The 17536-nt window shown below is 68.2% G+C and carries 12 protein-coding genes; 7 read left to right on the forward strand and 5 right to left on the reverse strand.

The window, feature by feature from the left end; genetic code table 11:
* The 3 genes from VEG08_14335 to map all read left to right on the forward strand — a co-directional run.
* Positions 1-1446, forward strand: a 1446-nt coding sequence (locus tag VEG08_14335) for a protein kinase (GenBank protein HXZ29168.1), incomplete at its 5' end; no start/stop codon positions are given.
* Between the two features lie 141 nt (positions 1447-1587).
* Complete coding sequence (locus VEG08_14340) at positions 1588-2892, forward strand: GGDEF domain-containing protein (protein HXZ29169.1); 1305 nt, start codon at positions 1588-1590, stop codon at positions 2890-2892.
* A gap of 39 nt (positions 2893-2931) precedes the next feature.
* Positions 2932-3681 (forward strand): type I methionyl aminopeptidase, encoded by a 750-nt coding sequence (map, locus tag VEG08_14345; protein ID HXZ29170.1) that lies wholly within the window; start codon positions 2932-2934, stop codon positions 3679-3681.
* Between the two features lie 147 nt (positions 3682-3828).
* On the opposite strand, the gene VEG08_14350 is transcribed toward map, so the two are convergent.
* Together VEG08_14350 and VEG08_14355 are read right to left on the reverse strand one after the other, a co-directional pair.
* The gene (locus VEG08_14350; GenBank protein HXZ29171.1) at positions 3829-4026 is read right to left on the reverse strand and encodes a hypothetical protein; all 198 of its coding nucleotides are present in this window, start codon (positions 4024-4026) and stop codon (positions 3829-3831) included.
* 83 nt (positions 4027-4109) lie between these two features.
* Positions 4110-6215, reverse strand: coding sequence for a methyltransferase domain-containing protein (locus VEG08_14355; protein HXZ29172.1), 2106 nt, complete (start codon positions 6213-6215; stop codon positions 4110-4112).
* Between the two features lie 237 nt (positions 6216-6452).
* Between VEG08_14355 and VEG08_14360 the strand changes: the two genes are divergently transcribed.
* The gene (locus VEG08_14360; GenBank protein ID HXZ29173.1) at positions 6453-6983 is read left to right on the forward strand and encodes a GAF domain-containing protein; all 531 of its coding nucleotides are present in this window, start codon (positions 6453-6455) and stop codon (positions 6981-6983) included.
* Here the strand turns inward: VEG08_14360 and VEG08_14365 are convergent.
* From VEG08_14365 to VEG08_14375, 3 genes are read right to left on the reverse strand one after another with little or no spacing between them, the layout of a single operon-like run.
* Positions 6980-7363 (reverse strand): hypothetical protein, encoded by a 384-nt coding sequence (locus tag VEG08_14365; protein ID HXZ29174.1) that lies wholly within the window; start codon positions 7361-7363, stop codon positions 6980-6982. The two genes, VEG08_14360 and VEG08_14365, sit on opposite strands and share 4 nt — an antisense overlap.
* Before the next feature lie 4 nt (positions 7364-7367).
* Positions 7368-9536, reverse strand: a complete 2169-nt coding sequence (locus VEG08_14370) for an HD domain-containing phosphohydrolase (GenBank protein ID HXZ29175.1) — start codon at positions 9534-9536, stop codon at positions 7368-7370.
* Between the two features lie 9 nt (positions 9537-9545).
* Positions 9546-10022, reverse strand: a complete 477-nt coding sequence (locus VEG08_14375) for a prepilin-type N-terminal cleavage/methylation domain-containing protein (protein ID HXZ29176.1) — start codon at positions 10020-10022, stop codon at positions 9546-9548.
* Positions 10023-10345: 323 nt separating this feature from the next.
* Here VEG08_14375 and VEG08_14380 point away from each other — a divergent pair, with 323 nt between their 5' ends.
* From VEG08_14380 to VEG08_14390, 3 genes are read left to right on the forward strand one after another with little or no spacing between them, the layout of a single operon-like run.
* On the forward strand, positions 10346-15223 hold the full coding sequence (locus VEG08_14380) for a hypothetical protein (GenBank protein ID HXZ29177.1): 4878 nt from the start codon (positions 10346-10348) through the stop codon (positions 15221-15223).
* 54 nt (positions 15224-15277) lie between these two features.
* Positions 15278-16309, forward strand: coding sequence for an RluA family pseudouridine synthase (locus VEG08_14385; GenBank protein ID HXZ29178.1), 1032 nt, complete (start codon positions 15278-15280; stop codon positions 16307-16309).
* Positions 16310-16333: 24 nt separating this feature from the next.
* Positions 16334-17491: a VWA domain-containing protein gene (locus tag VEG08_14390; GenBank protein HXZ29179.1), complete on the forward strand. Its 1158-nt coding sequence runs from the start codon at positions 16334-16336 to the stop codon at positions 17489-17491.
* The last annotated feature ends 45 nt before the right edge of the window (positions 17492-17536 follow it).

Here is a 17536-nt window from a genome sequence, read left to right on the forward strand (position 1 = left end):
GACATCGACACCCGCTCCGACATCTTCTCGCTGGGCGTGGTGCTGTACGAGATGCTGACCGGCAAGATGCCCTTCGAGGCGCCTTCGCCGCAGGCCACCCTGGCGCGCATCCTCAACGCTGAGCCCACGCCGCCCACCGAGATCAATCCCGAGTGCCCGCCCGAGCTGGAGCGCCTGGCGCAGCAGTGCCTCTCCAAGAACCGGCAGTTGCGCCCCAGCGGCCAGGAAGTCGTGGCCCGGCTGAAGAATATCCAGGCCTCGCTCAGCGCCAGCCAGATCAGCGCGGCGCAGATCCGCTCGGCTCCGCTTCCCGTGAGCTTGGGCTCGGGTGCGGCGGCGGCCCCCCGCCCCGGCAGCGGGCAGACTCCCGCCTTGGCGGCGCCGGGATCGGGCGCGGCCGCCGTGCTGCCCGGCAGCGGCATGCAGCCCGCGGTGGGACCCTCCCTGGCCCAGGCCCAGCGCCTGTTTCTGCTCTGCGAGACGGCGCGGCGCATCGTTGCCATCGCTTCCCTGGCCGTGCCCCTGGCCTTCTTCGCTTACATGATCGTCGGGGCGGGAGTGATCCGCTCGCAGATGGTGGAAGGCACCCGCCTCATGGCCGTCTTGTCCGCCATCGTGACCCCGGTGCTCTCCCTGGCGGAGAAGATCTTCACCTTCCGCCTGGTGGTGGGGGGCTGGAACCTCATGCTGGCGCTGCTGGGGGCAGCCGCCTTCGTGGCGCGCCACCTGCTCCTGGTCCCCTTCGACCGGCTCAGCGCCTGGGCCAAGACGCGCGTGGTGCGCGCCCGCTCCACCGGCACCAAAGCCAAGGAAACCTCCTCCGCGGAGCGCGTCTCCGGACAGCGCCTGGCCCTGCTGCGCGAGTACGCCGAGGCCAAGAAGATCCTCTCCCAGGAGAAACGCAATCTGGCCTTCCTGGCCATCGATGTCGTGGACTCCACCAAGATGAAGGCGGGCGAGGAGAAGCTGGCTGTCGAGCACGCCTTCACCGAGTACAAGAAGTTCGTCGAGCACTTCCTGAAGGTCAACCAGGCGTGGAAGTCGGCTTGGACCCCGGACGGCGTCATGGTCGCCTTCGCCACCCCCAACGAGGCGGTGAAGTCGGGCCAGGACGTGCTGGCCGGTCTGAGCTGGTTCAACGACGGTATCCACCATCTGCGCTCTCCTTTCCGGGTGCGCTGCGGCGTGAACGCCGGCGAAGTGGTCTTCCCCGAGTCCAAGCGCATGGAGGAGATCAGCGACGAGGTCGTCGACATCGCCGGCCACATGCAGAAGTACGCCGCGCCCAACAGCCTCTGGCTCGCCCGCGACGTGCTCAGCCAGCTCGACGACCCGGCGGGCTTCCGCCCGGTCGCCGACCGCCAGGTGGACGGCCGTACTCCGTGTGAGTGGCGCTTCGGCGGTGCCGCCGCCGGCGCCACCATCATGACCTCCGTGCCCCAGTAGCCGACGGCCGCCGGCGCACGCCGCCTCGTCCTTCCGTCACCTCATTGAACCTGGAAAGCCATTTCTCCGCGCCTCTGGCCCCGGCATAATGATCGGGCGGGCGCTGCGGCAGCGGCCCGCGGATCCTAGGAGGGCGGGCGCGTGAACCTGAGCGGGGGAAGGCTGCTTTACATCTTCCTCGTCCCCGGCGGACTGCTGCTGCTGGCCGCCCTGCTGCTGCTGCGCCCCGCCCTGGTGCCGGCCTCGCTGGCCCCGGTGCTGCGCTTCTATCCCTACGCCGTGTTTGTCGCCGGCCTGCTGCTGGCAGCGCGTCTGCGCTCCACCCGCGTCCTGTTCGCGCTCCTGGTCCTGGCCCTGGCCGACTGGGGGCTGCTGGCCTTTCCCCCTTCCTCCGCCACCGGCGCGGTGATCCTCCACGCGCTGGCTTTTCTGCTGCCGCTGAATCTGGCGGTGCTGGCCATGTCGCGCGAGCACGCCCTGTTCAGCGCGGAATCGGGATGGCGGCTGGGACTGCTGGCCGCCCAGCTCCTGGTGGTGGCCACGCTCTGCCAGCCCGAACTGGCGGGCGCGGCCGCGCTGCTCACCGCCGCGCCTCTCCCCGGCTTGGGCCTGGCGGGCGTCCCCCAGATCGCGCTGCTGGTCTTCCTGCTGGCGGGCGCCGCGCTGCTGCTGCGCTTCTCCCTGCGCGGCGAGCCCGTGGACAGCGGCTTCCTGTGGGCGCTGGCCGCCATCCTGCTCGCCCTGCGCAGCGGCGGCGACTTCCGCCGCGCCTGGATCGCCACCGCCGGACTCATCCTGGTGGTCGCGGTCATCGAGAACTTCTACCGCATGGCCTACCACGACCAGCTCACCGCCCTGCCCGCGCGCCGCGCCTTCCACGACGCCACCCTCAGCCTGGGCGAGCGCTACACCCTGGCCATCGTCGACATCGACCACTTCAAGCAGTTCAACGACACCTACGGGCACGAGACCGGCGACCAGGTGCTGCGTCTGGTGGCCTCGCGCCTGGCCCGCGTCTCCGGCGGCGGCAAGGCCTTCCGCTGGGGCGGGGAAGAGTTCGCCGTGCTCTTTCCCGAGACCCCGCTCGACAAGGCCCTGGCTCACCTGGAGGAGCTGCGCCGCGCCATCGAGCACTCCACCTTCACCGTACGTACCCTGGAGCGGCGGCGCGCCCCGCGCCACGGCAACGACCGGCGCGCCCCCGGCCGCGGCCGCGCCCGTCCGCGCACTCGCCCGCAGTCCAAGAGTGGAGTCTTCGTCACCGTCAGCATCGGCGCTGCCGAGCCCGGGCCAAACGACACCTCGCTCGACGCCGTCATCCGCACCGCCGACCAGGCCCTCTACCGCGCCAAAGCCAACGGCCGCAACCGCATCGAGGCCGGACCCGCGCCCCGCAACGGCCGCGCCCAGCAGCCCGGCCCGGTCATCGTCCGCCGCCCCTCGTAGGGCGCATCATCTATACTGAATCGTTCGCGGAGGCCGGCCGTGTGTATCACCACGGAAGAAGAGATGGAAGGCATGCGGGCCGCGGGCGCGGTGGTGGCGCTGGTGCTGGCCGCGCTCAAGGCGCTGGTGCGCCCGGGCGTGACCACGGGCGAGCTGGACGCCGCCGCCGCCCGCCTCATCCGCGAGCATGGCGCCCAGTCCGCTCCCGTGCTGGTCTATAACTTCCCCGGCGCCGTCTGCATCAGCGTGAACGACGAGATCGTGCACGGCATCCCCGGGCAGCGCGCGCTGGAAGAGGGCGACCTGGTCAAGCTCGACGTGACTCTCGAAAAGGACGGCTTCATGGCCGACGCTGCGGTCACCGTGCCCGTGGGCGAGGTCTCGGCCACCGCCCGCCGCCTGGCGGCCTGCGCCGAGCACGCCTTCCGCGAAGCCATGCAGGTGGCCCGCGCCGGCCAGCGCGTCTTCGAGATCGGGGTGGTGGTGGAGCGCGAGGTGCGCCGCCAGGGCTTTTCCGTGGTGCGCGACCTCTGCGGCCACGGCATTGGCCGCAGCATCCACGAGAAGCCCAGCGTTCCCAACTTCTTCGATCCCAACGCCCACGAGCGCCTGACCGAGGGCTTGGTCATCGCCGTCGAGCCCATCATCGCCGCCGGCAGCGGCCGCTCCTTGCTGGCCCGCGACGGCTGGACCTACAAGACCGCCGACCACAAGCTCGCCGCCCACTTCGAGCACACCATCGTGGTCACTTCAAGCGAACCTATTATCCTGACAGCTGCGGCGGCATGAGGGAGGGCCCCGTCAGCTCATGTGGCGATCGAAGAGAAAGCCAAGAGAGGTCAAACCCGCGCCCCCTTGCCGCTGCACCTGCAAGATGTGTCTGATTGGCTACCACTGCGGCAAGAAGCCGGAGTGCGGCCACCCGGCTCCGCGACGCTAAGCCCGGCAGAGTTTGGCGTCGGCGCGGGCCTGCTCCGCGCGCGTTGCCGCCTTCGACATCCACTCCACGAACAGCGCCTCGAACTCCTCCCGCGTGTAAACGCCTTTATGGATGAGCAGGGTGTTCATGGCGTAGACGGTAGCCTGGAAGCTCTCATCGCGCGAGGCAAGTTGCAGGGCTTCTTCGAACGACATGGTCTATTCCCCGAAAATTCACTGAGCTTGTTCGCCATCAAACCATCAAGCCGCGCGCGAGTCAATACGAAATCCGTGACGCCTTAGGACTCCGCCACCCGATCCACCGATCGCCCGATCACCCGATGAGCGGGCATCGCGATCGCCGAGGCCACGTACAGCGCCAGCGCCAGATATCCCAGGATGGGCGTGCCCCCGATCATCACCAGGTTCTCGGCCGCGCCCCCGATCACCGCGCCCAGCAGATTCACCCCCAGCGCCTGCGCCGGCTGCGCCGTATCGCGGAACGACCGCGAGAAGATCAGCCCCGAAAAGAACACCGGCAGGCCCACCAGCACCGCCGCTACTCCCACCTTCTGCCCCGATGAGAGCACGTTGAGGATGGAGTAAGGAAAGACGGCGCTCACCGCAGTGAACAGGAACAGCCCCACGTACGCGGGCGCGCGCGAGATGGGCCGCCGCAGCACCACCAGGTTGGCCAGCAGCGCCATCCCCAGGAATGCTCCGATCACCACCGCGTTCACCACCCAGGTGGAACCGAAGAGCAGCGAGAGTTCGGTGATGCCCTTGGTCTCGAGCAGCAGGAAGCCCGCGCCCAGGGTGAAGAAGTGCAGGTTCTCGCGCTCGGCGATGCGGCCTAACCCCACCGTGAAGCGCACCAGCAGCGCCGAGGCCGCGATGAAGATCAGCAGCACCGCCAGGATGGGCCCGGGGATCTCGCGCTTGGCCAGGAAGAGGAAGGGCCACTTGTCGGTGGGCAGCAGCGAGGCCGGCGGAGGCGGGGGCAGGTCGTGGCTGATCTCGGGGAAGGGAATGTTGCGGCCGGCGGTGCGCGCGGCGCCTTCCACGAAGACCACGCCCGCGGTGTCGTAGGCGGTGAAGTAGGCCAGCGGCGGCGCCCCGAACACCCGCCCCATCACCGTGAACAGCCGGTTGGTGACGAAGCTGTTGCCGCTGGCGAAGGCCAGGATCAGCGTGCCTCCCGGTTTCAGCAGCCGCCGCGCCTCTTCCAGGCTCTCCTGGGTGTAGACGTAGTTCTCCAGCCGCAGCGAGGAGTAGCTGGTCAGCAGCGTATGCGAGTCCAGGTAGGCGTAAATGATCAGGTCGTACTTGCCGCGCGCCTGCTTCAGGTAGGCGCGCGCGTCGTTGATGTGGACCGTGACCCGATCCGACGAGTAGGGATGCTCGGGGTGGTCCTTCTTCCCGATGTTGTAGATCATGGGATCGATCTCGACCGCGTCCACGTGCTGGGCGCCGTGGCGCAGGGCCGCGGCCACGTCGTTGCCGGTGCCTGCCCCGATCACCAGCACGTCCTGGGGCTGGTCCACCAGCCAGTAGGGCAACTCGTAGGTGGCGTAAGCCGAGGCGTTGGGCTGGAAGCGCGGATAGCGGCTCAGGAACTCGGGCGACAGGTCCACCATCTTCTGGTGATAGTCGTGGTTGACGGTGAGGAAGTAGGCCGGTACCGTGGGCCAGCCCGGCGGCTTCTGCACCTCCAGCAGGGTGATGCGGTAGTAGGGTGACCAGATGCTGCGCTCCGCTCCCGAGAGCGAGACCGCCAGCAGCACTCCCACCAGGACCAGCAGCGCCGTCCAGCGCCGGAAGAGGAAGGGCATGGCCGCCAGCAGCCCGATAGTCAGCCAGAACGACGGCGGCGTCGCCCAGAACGAGAGCAGGGTGTAGAGCCCGATGCCCGCCAGGCTGCCCAGCAGGTTGATGCCGTAGCCGGCCAGCGGCGCCATCCGCCCCAGGTACTCGCCCACCAGCCCGCCCAGCACCAGGAAGAACAGCACCACCAGCGCCAGCACCGCGAAGATCACCCCGTAGAAGAAGAGCGCGGCGCGGAAGCTGGTCTGGTTCTCCAGTCCCATGAAGAGGTAGGCGTTGGAGGGGAAGGGAACATGGGTGATGTTCAGCCTGCCCGCGAAGGTGATGGAAAGGAACAGCGCCGCGGTGACCAGGGGGAAGGCCACCCGCACCCACCGCGGCAGCTTCACCAGGCTCATGCCCAGGCCGATCCCCAGGAAGCTGGCGATCAACGGCAGGTTCTTCACGTAGGCGAAGACCCGGATCTCGGTGGAGAGATAGCGGATGATCACCAATTCGAAGTAGAGCGCCAGGAAGCTGGCCAGAAACAGCAGCACGCCGGTGTGCTCGCCCGCTTCCGGCTTCGACAGGGTCTTCTCCACCGTCCTCTCACCTCGCGTCGCGGATGTGCGCTGGGATTCTCCGGGCAGGTACGTTGGGCCCTGGCGCTGGTCGGGTAAGAGGGTAAGCTCTGCCGCTGCGGCGGCTCAAGCGAAATGTGCGGCGGCGAGTCTGGGTTCGAGCGCCCGGCCGGGCGCCCTGCTCACGTTACCTTGGTGAAGCCCGGTGGTTACGAAGGTAAATTGACGCTGGGCGCGGTGCGCGCCACAATCCCGGTCATGGCGGCGATCGCGGTGGGGAACACTTTCAACCAGCGTCTGCAGGGACTCTCCCAGCAGCGCTTCGACACGCCCGAGCAGTTGTGCGCGGAGTTGGCCAAGCTCTTCTGTGTGCGCCGCGACGAGGTGGCGCTCCTCCGTCTCCAGGGCAGGATGCTGCACTTTGTCTATCCGGCCGAGCTGCGGGCGGCGGGCGCCATTCCGCTCTCCAGCTCGGCGGTGGCGGCCCGCACCGCCGCCGCCCGCAAGGCCGAGGTCTTCAACAGCTTCGTCCGGGTCAAGCACAGCAGCATCTTCGAGATGGTGAAGCTGGGCAGCCAGGACACCACTCCCGATCCCGAGGTGCGGGTCATCCAGAAGCTGATGAGCGCGCCCGTGCTGGGCAAGAGCGGCGAGGTGGTGGGTGTCCTGCAGATCTCGCGCAAGGGCGCCACCCTGGCCGCCGCCGGGCCCGACTTCTCGCCCGACGAATTGCAACTGCTGGAAGCGGCCGGGGACGTGGTGGGCCGCCGCTCCACCTTCTTCGCCTAATCCCGGGGCGGCTCCTCTTTGGTCCACACCAGGTCCTGGTTGGCGAAGCGGATCGTGCGGTTGGCGGGGCTGTAATAGAACTTCAGCTCTGAGGCCTCGCCGCCAACCTCTTCCGAGGAAACGGTATACAGGGTCTCCTCGCCCTCCTTCACCGCCTTGACCTTGCGGATGTGCTGGGCCATGGCCGTATTCTCGTCCACCCCGAAGATCACGAAGCCTTTTTGCAGTTGTAGGAAACGGCCTTCGTAGCCGGGCGCCGAGGTCCGCCATACCCCATAGAGTTCGCTGGGGAGTTCCTGCTGGGACTGGAAAAAGCGGCAGCCTCCCAGCGCCAGCAACAGGCCCAGGCTCGCGAGCGCAAGCGCCGATTTCAGCCGCATGGGTTCAGCCTCCTCGATCGTCTTCCCAGCCGGCCAGCGGGGCGGTGGCCAGGCTCGCGGCCGGCGCCGCGCTCTCGCGCTGGCGCTCCGCGACGAACTGCAGGAAGGCCTCGACCACCTGCGGGTCGAACTGTGTCCCCGACCCCTCCTCCAGGATCGCCAGCACCCGCTCCTGCGGCATCCCCGCGCGATAGGGCCGGTCGGAGATCAGGGCGTCGTAGCAGTCGGCCACCGCGAAGATGCGGGCGTGCAGGCTGATGGCCTCCCCCGCCAGGCCCGCGGGATAGCCCTTCCCGTTCCACCATTCGTGGTGCTGCTGGACGATGGGCAGGATCTCCGCAAAGCCCGGAATCGGCTCCAGGATGCGCGTGCCCACGCGCACGTGGTCGCGCATGACCTGCAACTCCTCCCCCTCCAGCTTGCCGGCCTTGTCCAGGATGCTGGGCGGGGTTCCGATCTTGCCGATATCGTGCAGCAGGCCGCCGCGGTGCATGATGGCCAGCTCCTTGGGCGGCAGCCCCATGAACTTGCCGATGTCCACCGCCAGGTGCGTCACCCGCTCCGAGTGCCCGCTGGTCCAGGGAGACTTGGCGTCGATGGCCCGCGCCAGGGCGGTGAGCGTGCCCCAGTGCAGCTGGTCCAGCGCCGCCACCAGCCGGGCATTGGAGAAGGCTACCCCCAACTGGTCCGCGATCTGCCGCGCCTGATGCAGGTCCGCGGCGCTCAGTGCGGGCGGCCCCAGGTAGCCCAGCACCAGAATGGCGAACAACCGGTCGTCCTGCAGGATGGGCAGCGCCAGGAAGGCGCGCATGCCCCGCTCCGCCAGCGGACGCAGATGAGGCGGGGGACTCTGCTCGATCGCTCCGGCCAGGTGCTGCGGGCTGGCGCAGAGCTGCTGCACGTCGCTGGACCGCAGCCGCACGTCCCGCACTTCGTGGCGAGCGCCGGCCTCGCTGTTCTGCTTGCGGGGCAGGTAGATCTTCCCCTTGAGCGCCGCCTCGCTATCCAACAGGCAGAGGCAGATCCCGTCGTAAGGCAGCAGACCCTCCATGCCGAACAGGGCCGTGTCCAGGATCTCTTCCTGGTTGAGCGACGACAGGATGGCGCGGTCGATCTCGTCGATGGTCTTCAGGGCCTGGAACTGCTGGCCCAGCCGCCCCGCCATGGCGTTGAATGACCCCGCCAGCTCCTGGAACTCGTCGCCGCTGGTGACGCTCACGCGAGCGTCGAACTCCTGGTTGGCGATGCGTTGCGTCCCCTGCTGCAGTCGCTCCAGCGGCACTAGCGTGCGCCGGATCTGGATCAGGCTGAGTAGCAACACCACCCACAGTGCCAGCAGCATTACCAGCGGGAAGACGCTCTGGAAGTGCTGCAGCGGGATCAGGAAGGCGTCCTCCGACTCGAACACCACCACCACCCAAGAAGGACTGGCGAAGCCGGAGCGCAAAAAGGCGGTCCAGTACCCCGCCTGGTAGCCCTGGCGGTCGTCCTCGAACCCGAACGCCCCCGAGATCGAGGAGCCGGGGGTCCGCAGCACTCCTTCCCGCAGAGTCTGGGGATTGCCGCTCGGGCAGTAGAGCACGCTGCCGGTCTGGTCCAGCACGCACAGTTGCAGGTTGCTTCCCAGATTCTCCGCTCCCCACAGGTAGTCGGGGTTGACTTCGCCCACCAGCACCGGGGCGGTGGAACCACCAGGAGCCAGCTCGCGCACGATCCAGACGCGCGAGGTACCCGGCGTCGCTGCCGGCTGCGTCAGGATCAGCGGTCGGCCCGCCGCTCGCTCCCGCTCCCCCGCCGGGATCTCCGGCATCCGGGGTTTCCCCAGCACGGCTTCCACGGCGCCCTTGGGATCCACGCGGGCCAGGCTCAGGAAGTGCTCCTGCAGTTGCTCCGTGGGGATGCCCACGGTTTCTCCCCGGGGCGAGTCGGGATTGGCTGCCAGCAGCCGCATCTCCGCGTCTGCGTTGCGCAGCCGCTCGAACAGATTCATGCCCTGCGTCTTGCTCTCCTGCTGGAGCTGCTTGCGGCTTTGCTCCCGCAGTTGCTCGGTGACCTGTCGGAAGGAGATCAGGGCCAGCGCCAGGATGGGCAGCATGGCGCACACCACGAACAGCAGGAACACCCGCCGCGCCACCTTGCTGCGAAGAAACGCGATGTCCACCTTCCACGCCATGCTCGCTTCTCAGAACTGGGAGGCCAGGCCCACGAAGGCCCCGTCGTTCGCCCAGATGATGTCGTCCTGGCTGGCCTTGGCAGTGAGGGGCGATGAACTCTTGCCGTCCGCTCCCATGCTGTACAGGTCGAAGTAGGTGTTGATGGGGACCAGGAACCGGTCCTTGCGCATCGCCCCCTTGCCCTTCAGGCCCGTGAAACTCAGGTATTGGTAGGGATGTCCCCAAGGATCCAGGTTGCCCCCGTACCCCAGGGTCGTCAGGTCGGGAGGCGGCTGGTAGTTAATGACCTCATATCCCATGGCCTGATCGCCGATGGTGCGCACGTCCCCCACGGCGCGCGCGATCCTGGCGTCGTTGACCGCACTGAGCAGATTGGGGATGGCGATGGCCGAGATCGTGAGGATGATGGCAATGGTGATCAGCAGCTCCACGATGGTGAAGCCCGAAGCTCGGCTGGCGCGGCCGTGACGGTGTAGCACCCGCATATTCCCCCATGCTGAGGGGCGCTTTTCTGCAAAAATTGCCTTACCGTATTCCCTGCATTGACCTTGGGTCAACACACTAAAGTAACCGGCAGGCATTACTGTGTAATGAATGCCTAATCCTGCCACATCTCTGGCTTGCGGACAAAGGCATTCTCAGCGACAACCGAGGCTCTGCGGGCGCCGAAGGAGTTACTCATCATACATGATAAGTAAACATCATGGCTCCATAATGATATCGATAGAGTTAATGTCCTGGGGGCTACTTGACCACCCGGACGGGCGGAGGCAGGATGGCGGCCCTGCACTCCCCTGCGAGGTGCCCGATGACCCGAGCTTTCCCGCGCCCCACCCCTCTCCCGCTCGTCCTGGCCGTGCTTGCGCCGCTGCTGGCCCTGCCCCTGCGCGCCTCCGGGCCGGTCACCGGCACCTACAAGGTCGTGATCATCCAGACCACCTACAGCGACGGCCCCGGCACGGTCAGCACGCAGGCGAATCTGAATCTGGCCGGCGGCGAGATCCACGACTACTTCGCCAAGCTCTCCTTCGGCGCTCTGGATGTGGAGGTCACCATCGGCCGCGCGGCCCTGACCCACCCCATGAGCCACTACTGGTCGTCGTGCCCGGCCTCGGACGACGCGGGCAAGATGTGCGTGGACGAGGGCGCCCTCACGGGGGATGCGGCGGAAGCTGCCGGCGCCGGGGGCGCCAGTTTCACCAACGTGAAGGCGGTGGTCGTGCTCAGTCCCTGCGGCGTCAACGACCCCTACGACAATTTCACCGCGGGCGGCGACCAGGACCTCAGCAGCACCCACGCTCATGCCCACGTGCATCGCATCTTCGACACCGACTGCCCCGACAACCCGAGCTACCCGCTGAGCGAATTCCCCCACCTGGGCCCCTCCGGGGTGAACTGGCACGGTTGGGTCCACGAGATCGGGCACAGCCTCCAGCTCGAAGGGCACGACATGTTCTCCCACCCGGGCGGCTACTCCAGCGGCTACGACCTGATGGACAGTTGCTATCCCTGCGGCGAGACCGTGTACTCGCTCTCCGGCAACCCCGTCGTCTCCGACGAAAGCAAGACCTCCTTCCCCGGCTGGCTGCCCGCCTCCAAGACGGTGACCATTCCCAAGCCCAGCAGCGGCACCGCCGGCGGCACCTACGTGCTGGAGCCGGTCAACAAGGCCGATCCCGGCGCCACCGTGGCTCCGCGCGGCATCAAGCTGCCGCTGGAGGGCGACCGCTCCATCTTCGTCGAGGCCCGCACCGACACCGGCGCCGACAACCGCTCCTACGGCCTGTTCGACGAAGGCGTCCACATGTACATCGCGGAAGAGAACCGCTCGGTCGACGGCTGGGCCACGCCCCTGACCATGCTCAACGCCTGCGACACCACCGTCAGCGGCGGCTGCGTGAACAGCGACGCCGACCCGCGCTACTCCACTTGCCTGACTCCCCACGCTCACGTCGCCGACTCCCATCCCTACTGCTGGCCCTTCGTCCTCTGGCATCCCGGCGACACCTTCAACGATCCCATCAACGCCATCATGATGCACGTCAACGGCAGGGTGGGCGACGGCTACGGCGTCACCGTCACCCGCGGCGTTCCTCCCGGCCACCCCGATCCTTTTCTCTATCCCTGGCTCACCGCCCCCATGAACACCTACGAGACGGTGGACATCTGGGTAGACAGCTCCTGCAACGGCTATGAAGACACCGTGGGCGCCGCCGGCCTGCGCTACGGGCGCCGCGGCGACGGCACCGTCATCGGCAACGGCGACGATCCCTGCGCCAACCACGAGAACCGCATCTACGCCCGCGTCCACAACGGCGGCAGCGTCCCCGCCAACAACGTCACCGTGCACTTCCAGGTGACCGACCCGCTGGGGGTCGGCGTCAGCGGCTCCTGGACCGAGGTGGGGAGCACCACCATCCCCGCCATCCCGGCCGACAGCTATCGCGACGTCTACGTGAACTGGACCCCGCACGTCACCCTCACCGAGCCGGAGATCGAGGCCGGCCACTTCAATTTCCACAGTTGCGTGCAGATCATCCTCACCCCCATTCCCAGCGAGATCGTCACCTCCAACAACCAGGCGCAGGAGAACTTCGACCACTTCGAGGCGGTGCGCGATCCCGTCACCCACGACTTCCACGTCGACGACCGGTACTTCTTCGTCGCCAACAACTACGGGATGGCGCACGGCAACATCACCGGCGCCGCACCGGGCGGAAGCGAGAGCGATTTCTCCCGCCCCATCCAACTGCGCATCCACAGCGAACTGCCGCCCGACTGGCACTACGAGGTCAACGGCGGGGTCTACGACTTCACCCTCGCGCCGCACGAGGTCAAGCAGGTCCCGGTCAAGGTCCAGGTGCCGCCGGGCACGCCCATGGCGCGCACCTTCAACCTGCGCGTCACCGCCTTTGCTCAGCACCACATGATCAACCGCGCCGTGCCCTCCACCAGCGCCAACTACTGGCACTTCGGCTGGATGCAGATCGCGGGCGTGGTGGAAGGCGTGCACACCGTCGATCCCTCCAAGCTCACCCTCACCGCCGAGTTCCACTGCCCCGACACCCGGCCCGCCACCATGGTGCCGCCGTCGCAACTGGTGGTGAAGGGCCAGCTCGATCCCCACCTCAACAACGTCATCATCGCCATCGACTACACCCCGCCGGGCGGCGGCTCTACCGTCACGCACCTGGTGCACACCGACGCCGGCGGCCAGTTCCAGGACACCCTCAACAATCCCTCGCCCGGAGTGTGGCTGATCCGCGCCCTGTGGCAGGGCAACATGGAATACGCCGGCGCGGTCAGCGACCAGCAGAAGGTCGAGGTCGGCCGCTGCGAGAACAAGCCCACGCAGCCCCAGCCGACGCCTCCAGGCTCCACCGTCCTGCTGCCCAGCGGCGCCTTCCCCGGCGGCGTGCTGACGGGCGTGGTGCTGGGCCCGGACGACAAGCCCGTGCCCAACACCCCGGTGCAGATCGCTGGCGGCGTTCCTATCACCCTGACGGGGGTGGTCATCGGCGAGGAAGAGCCCACCAAACCGCAGCCGCCGCAGCGCCAGCCCTGCGTGCCCGACGCCGCCGGCAACCTGCCTCCCGGCTGCCCGCCGGCGCGGCCCAAGCCGCCGCAGCCGCAGCCCTGCCCCACCACCGCCACCGGCGCCCCGGGTCCCAACTGCCCGCTGCCCACTTTGCCGCCGGTGAACGCTCCTCAGGACTGCGCCGGCCTGCTTAAGCAGGCCCAGAGCATCCTGGCGCAGCCGGGGAACCAGGGCGTCGATCACATCCTCATCGGCCTCTCCCAGCCCAGCGCGGGCCAAGGTGGCATCGCCCCGACCGACACTCGCGCCGGGCAGGCGGGCATCATCGCCCCCACCGACCTGGGGGCCGGCGCTCCTTATCTCAGCAAGAACGGCGGCGGGGTGATGACCGACGCCAACGGCCGCTTCGCCATGTGCGTGCCCATCGACGCGCCCAAGGTCGACGTGGGTCTGCCCAACGCCCCCGGCGGCGCCACTCCGGCTCCGCCGTCAGGCTCGACCGGGGTGGTCATCCAAGGCGGCCTGGTGGCCCACGTGCCCGTAGTCCAGAATCCAACTGCTGGAATTCCTTCCCGGCCTCCGCAGTTCTTCCAGCCCGGCGACAAGGTCAACCTCATCGGGCTGCTGCGCCGGCCCACCCTGGAGCAGGGAGGCCAGACCTGGATCCTGCCTTTCGTGCAGGCCATCAGCCCCAACGGCGAGCAGGCCATCACCGCCTTCCAGGCCCCGCGCGACCTCGCGCCCGGCCCGGTCAAATTCAGCTTCTTCGACCGCAACGGCCAGCAGCAGACGTTCACCGGCGGCGTCTTCAAGATCCTGAATGCCACCCTGGACCGCAGCAAGCTGCGCAGCCAGGAGGGCGCCGACTTCTCCTACACGGTGCAGTTCGGCGACGGCTCGGTGCGCGCCTGCGTGAGTGTGAGCGTGACCGGGCCGGTGGTGCTGGTGCAGGCCCCGCCGCCGGAGATCCCGCTGGACGCCAGCGGCGTCGGGCACTTCGGAGGGAAGATCCGCGCCACCCAGGTGGCGCCGGGCGCGGCCATCCCCTTCGACATCAAGCCCGACATCACCAACTGCGGCGGCGGGGGTGGAGGCACCGCCGCGCCCACTCCTCAGGCGACGGAAACGCAGCCCGCGGCGGGGGGCAGCGAGCCGCCCTCCATCGCCAACCTGCGGCCCGGCGCCACACTAGCCAATCCCTGGGGGCCTCACGGGACGAAAACCGCTGGACCGAGCCATGTCGAGGCAGCGGAGGAAACCGGCCAGGGGCCGGAAGGGATGGCGGCGCCAGCCTCCGGCCAGCGATCGGGGGGAGATGATGCCCACAGCGAGGCTCCCGCCCCTCTGCCTCCCTGCACGGTGACTCAGCAACCGGCCATCACCCGTGTCACATACGCCGAGAGCGACACGGCACTCGACACCCTGACCACAAGCCAGATGTTCCTTGTGCGCGGCTGCAACTTCGATGTCTCAGGCGAGGTCTACCTCGACTTTCCTCCACCCCAGGGCCAGACGGGGCCCGGTACCACGGTCGAGCTGACACGCGAAGCGTGGTCGTGGAACCAGGCACAAGTGCAGGTTCCCGAGTACTTCCTCCATCTCGACCAGGACAACATCCGGTTGCGGCTGGTGACCCTCAAGAACAAAGTCGCCGAAGCGACCCACCTGAAGTTTCATGCTCGGCGGGCATACAGCGTCCTGACGTGGATGCCGATGAGCCATGTCATCATGGGGGCAGCGGTCTACGAGGGGCAGGTCTATCGCAGCCGGTTCCTCCCGACCGGCAGCCAGCAGTACAGCTATCGCAGCGCGGACAACCTGCAGAAGGATTTCGTCGGCTTCACAGTGACGCGCACGGCCGATCGGGTCGGCGGGCCCCTGATGATCGCAGGGGACCTTTTCGATTTTTCCGGCATGCAGCCGGGCTTCGTGGTCGATCATGTGAATCCCTTTTATGCCGACTATGAGGGCTGCGGCCGGAGTTCCGGCACCTGGAACATGCACTGGGAGAGCGGAGGGACGGTGTTGAATGTGGTCCCGGAGAGCTGCTACTCACCGGGCTCCGAATCCTCCGAGTCCTCCTACGGACTTACGGTGACCGTGCTTGGCCCGGATGGCTTCAGCCCCTGGCCTGAGAGCGCGCATTAGCCCGCGGAGCGAAACTGGCTGCGGGCGGGCCGGTCGCGGCGGTACATTCATCTGGTGGGGACTCCCAAGACATTCCTGGCGGGGCCGGAGGAGGCGGGCCGGCGCCTGGACCAGTTCCTGGCGGCGCGGCTGCAGAGCGCGGGCGTGAGCCGCGCCCGGGTGCAGCAGCTCATCGCGCAGGGACAGGTGCGCGTGAACGGCGGCGAGGCCCGGGCCTCACTGCGGCTGCGCGGCGGCGAGCAAGTCGCGGTGCTGGGCGAGGCACAGCGGCCACCTTTGCGCGCCCTCCCTGAGGACATCCCGCTGGAGGTCGTCTACGAGGACGACGCTGTCATCGTTGTCAACAAGCCCGCGGGCATGATGGTGCACGCCGGCGCGGGTCCCACCGAGAGCGCGCGCAACCGCGGCACCCTAGTCAATGCCCTGCTCCACCACTTCCGCGAGCTGTCGCAGGTGGGCGGGCCGCTGCGCCCGGGCCTCGTGCACCGCCTGGACAAGCAGACCAGCGGGCTGCTGCTGGTGGCCAAGGACGACGCCGCCCACCACGCCCTGGCGCGCCAGTTCGCCGAGCACCGGGTGAAGAAGACCTACCTGGCCCTGGTGCACGGGTGGATGAAGACGGAGCGCGGGACCATCGCCAGCCCCATCCAGCGCGACCGGGTGCGGCGCACGCGCATGACCACGCGCGGGGCGGGCGGGCGCGAGGCAGTCTCGCACTGGCAGGTGCGCGAGCGGCTGGAATCGCGGCTGGGAAGATTTTCCCTCCTCGAGGTCAGGATCGACACAGGGCGGACCCACCAGATCCGCGTGCACCTGGCCTCGCTGGGCCATCCCGTGGTGGGGGACGCGCTCTACGGCGCGCCGCGGGTGCTGGCGGCGGCGCCGGGGCGGAGGAGCAGGGCGTCAGGCGTGGCGATGGCCGGCAACGTGCATCCCAAGAGCGAGGCAGCGTCTTTGGATCGGAACTTCCTGCATGCGTGGGCGCTGGAGTTCGCCCATCCTCGCAGCGGGAAGAGGCTGCGCTTCGAGCAGCCACTGCCGCCGGAGCTGGCGGCGCTGCTGCGGCGGCTGCGGCGCAGCCAGTGAAATGCGGCTATAATGAGACCTCCCATGAAGTTCCATGTCCCTACCCTCTTCCTGCTGGGGGCACTGGCGGCGGGAAGCGCAGCCGCGCAGGATAGCAAGCCGGCGCCACTGCCGGAAGCCCCCTCGAGCGTGAAGCAGCAGCCCGCCGCGCCCGCGGCCGGCCTGGAGCCGGCGGCAGCGCCGGCGCCCACGGCGGCTCCCGCCGCGGCCAGCGCCGCCCCGCCGGCACCCAAGACCGAGACCGGAGCCGGGGCCGCGCCGGCCTCGCCTCCCGCCGACAACCCCAAGCCGGCGCCCGCGACGCCAACCCAGAAGCCGGCCGCTCAGGACGACACCGGCTACACCGTGACCACGATCAAGAAGCGGGTGGACGAGGTCAACGTCGTCTTCACCGTGACCGACAAGCACGGCCATTTCGTGAAGGACCTGAAGCAGGACGACATCGAGGTCTTCGACGATCACAAGCCGCCGCAGGCGGTGGTGTACTTCAAGGCCGAGACCGACCTGCCGCTGCGGGTGGGCCTGCTGATCGATACCTCCACCTCCATCCGTTCGCGCTTCAAGTTCGAGCAGGAATCGGCCATCGAGTTCCTCAACCAGACGGTGCGGCCCAAGACCGACAAGGCTTTCGTGCTGGGCTTCGATACCGAGCGCGCGCTGACCGCCGACTTCACCGACAGCAGCGAGTCCTTGAGCCACGGCGTGCGGGTGCTGCGCCCGGGCGGAGGCACCGCGCTCTATGACGCCGTCTACTGGGCCTGCCGCGACAAGCTGGGCAAGACGGGGGAACCCTACGCGGTGCGCAAGGCCATCGTGCTGGTGAGCGACGGCGACGACAACTTCAGCCACGTCACCCGCGAGGAAGCGGTGGAGATGGCGCAGCGCGCCGAGGTCATCATCTATGCCATCAGCACCAACATCATGGGCATGAAGGGGCCGGGGGACAGGAACCTGGAGCGGCTGGCGGAGTCCACCGGCGGCCGCGTCTTCTTCCCCATGCGGCTGGAAGAGGTGGCCGACTACTTCCAGGCGGTGCAGGAGGAGTTGCGCAGTCAGTACATGGTGGACTACAAGCCCGCCGACTTCGTGCCCAATGGGCGCTTCCGCAGCATCCAGATCGAGGCCCGCAACAAGAAGCTGCACGTGCGCGCTCGCCAGGGATACTACGCGCCGCTGCCGTAGCTGTCGGCCGCCGCCATCCTTCCGCCATCCGGAAAAGCAAGGCCG

This window comes from Terriglobales bacterium (assembly GCA_035624475.1).
Lineage (GTDB): Bacteria > Acidobacteriota > Terriglobia > Terriglobales > Acidobacteriaceae > DASPRL01.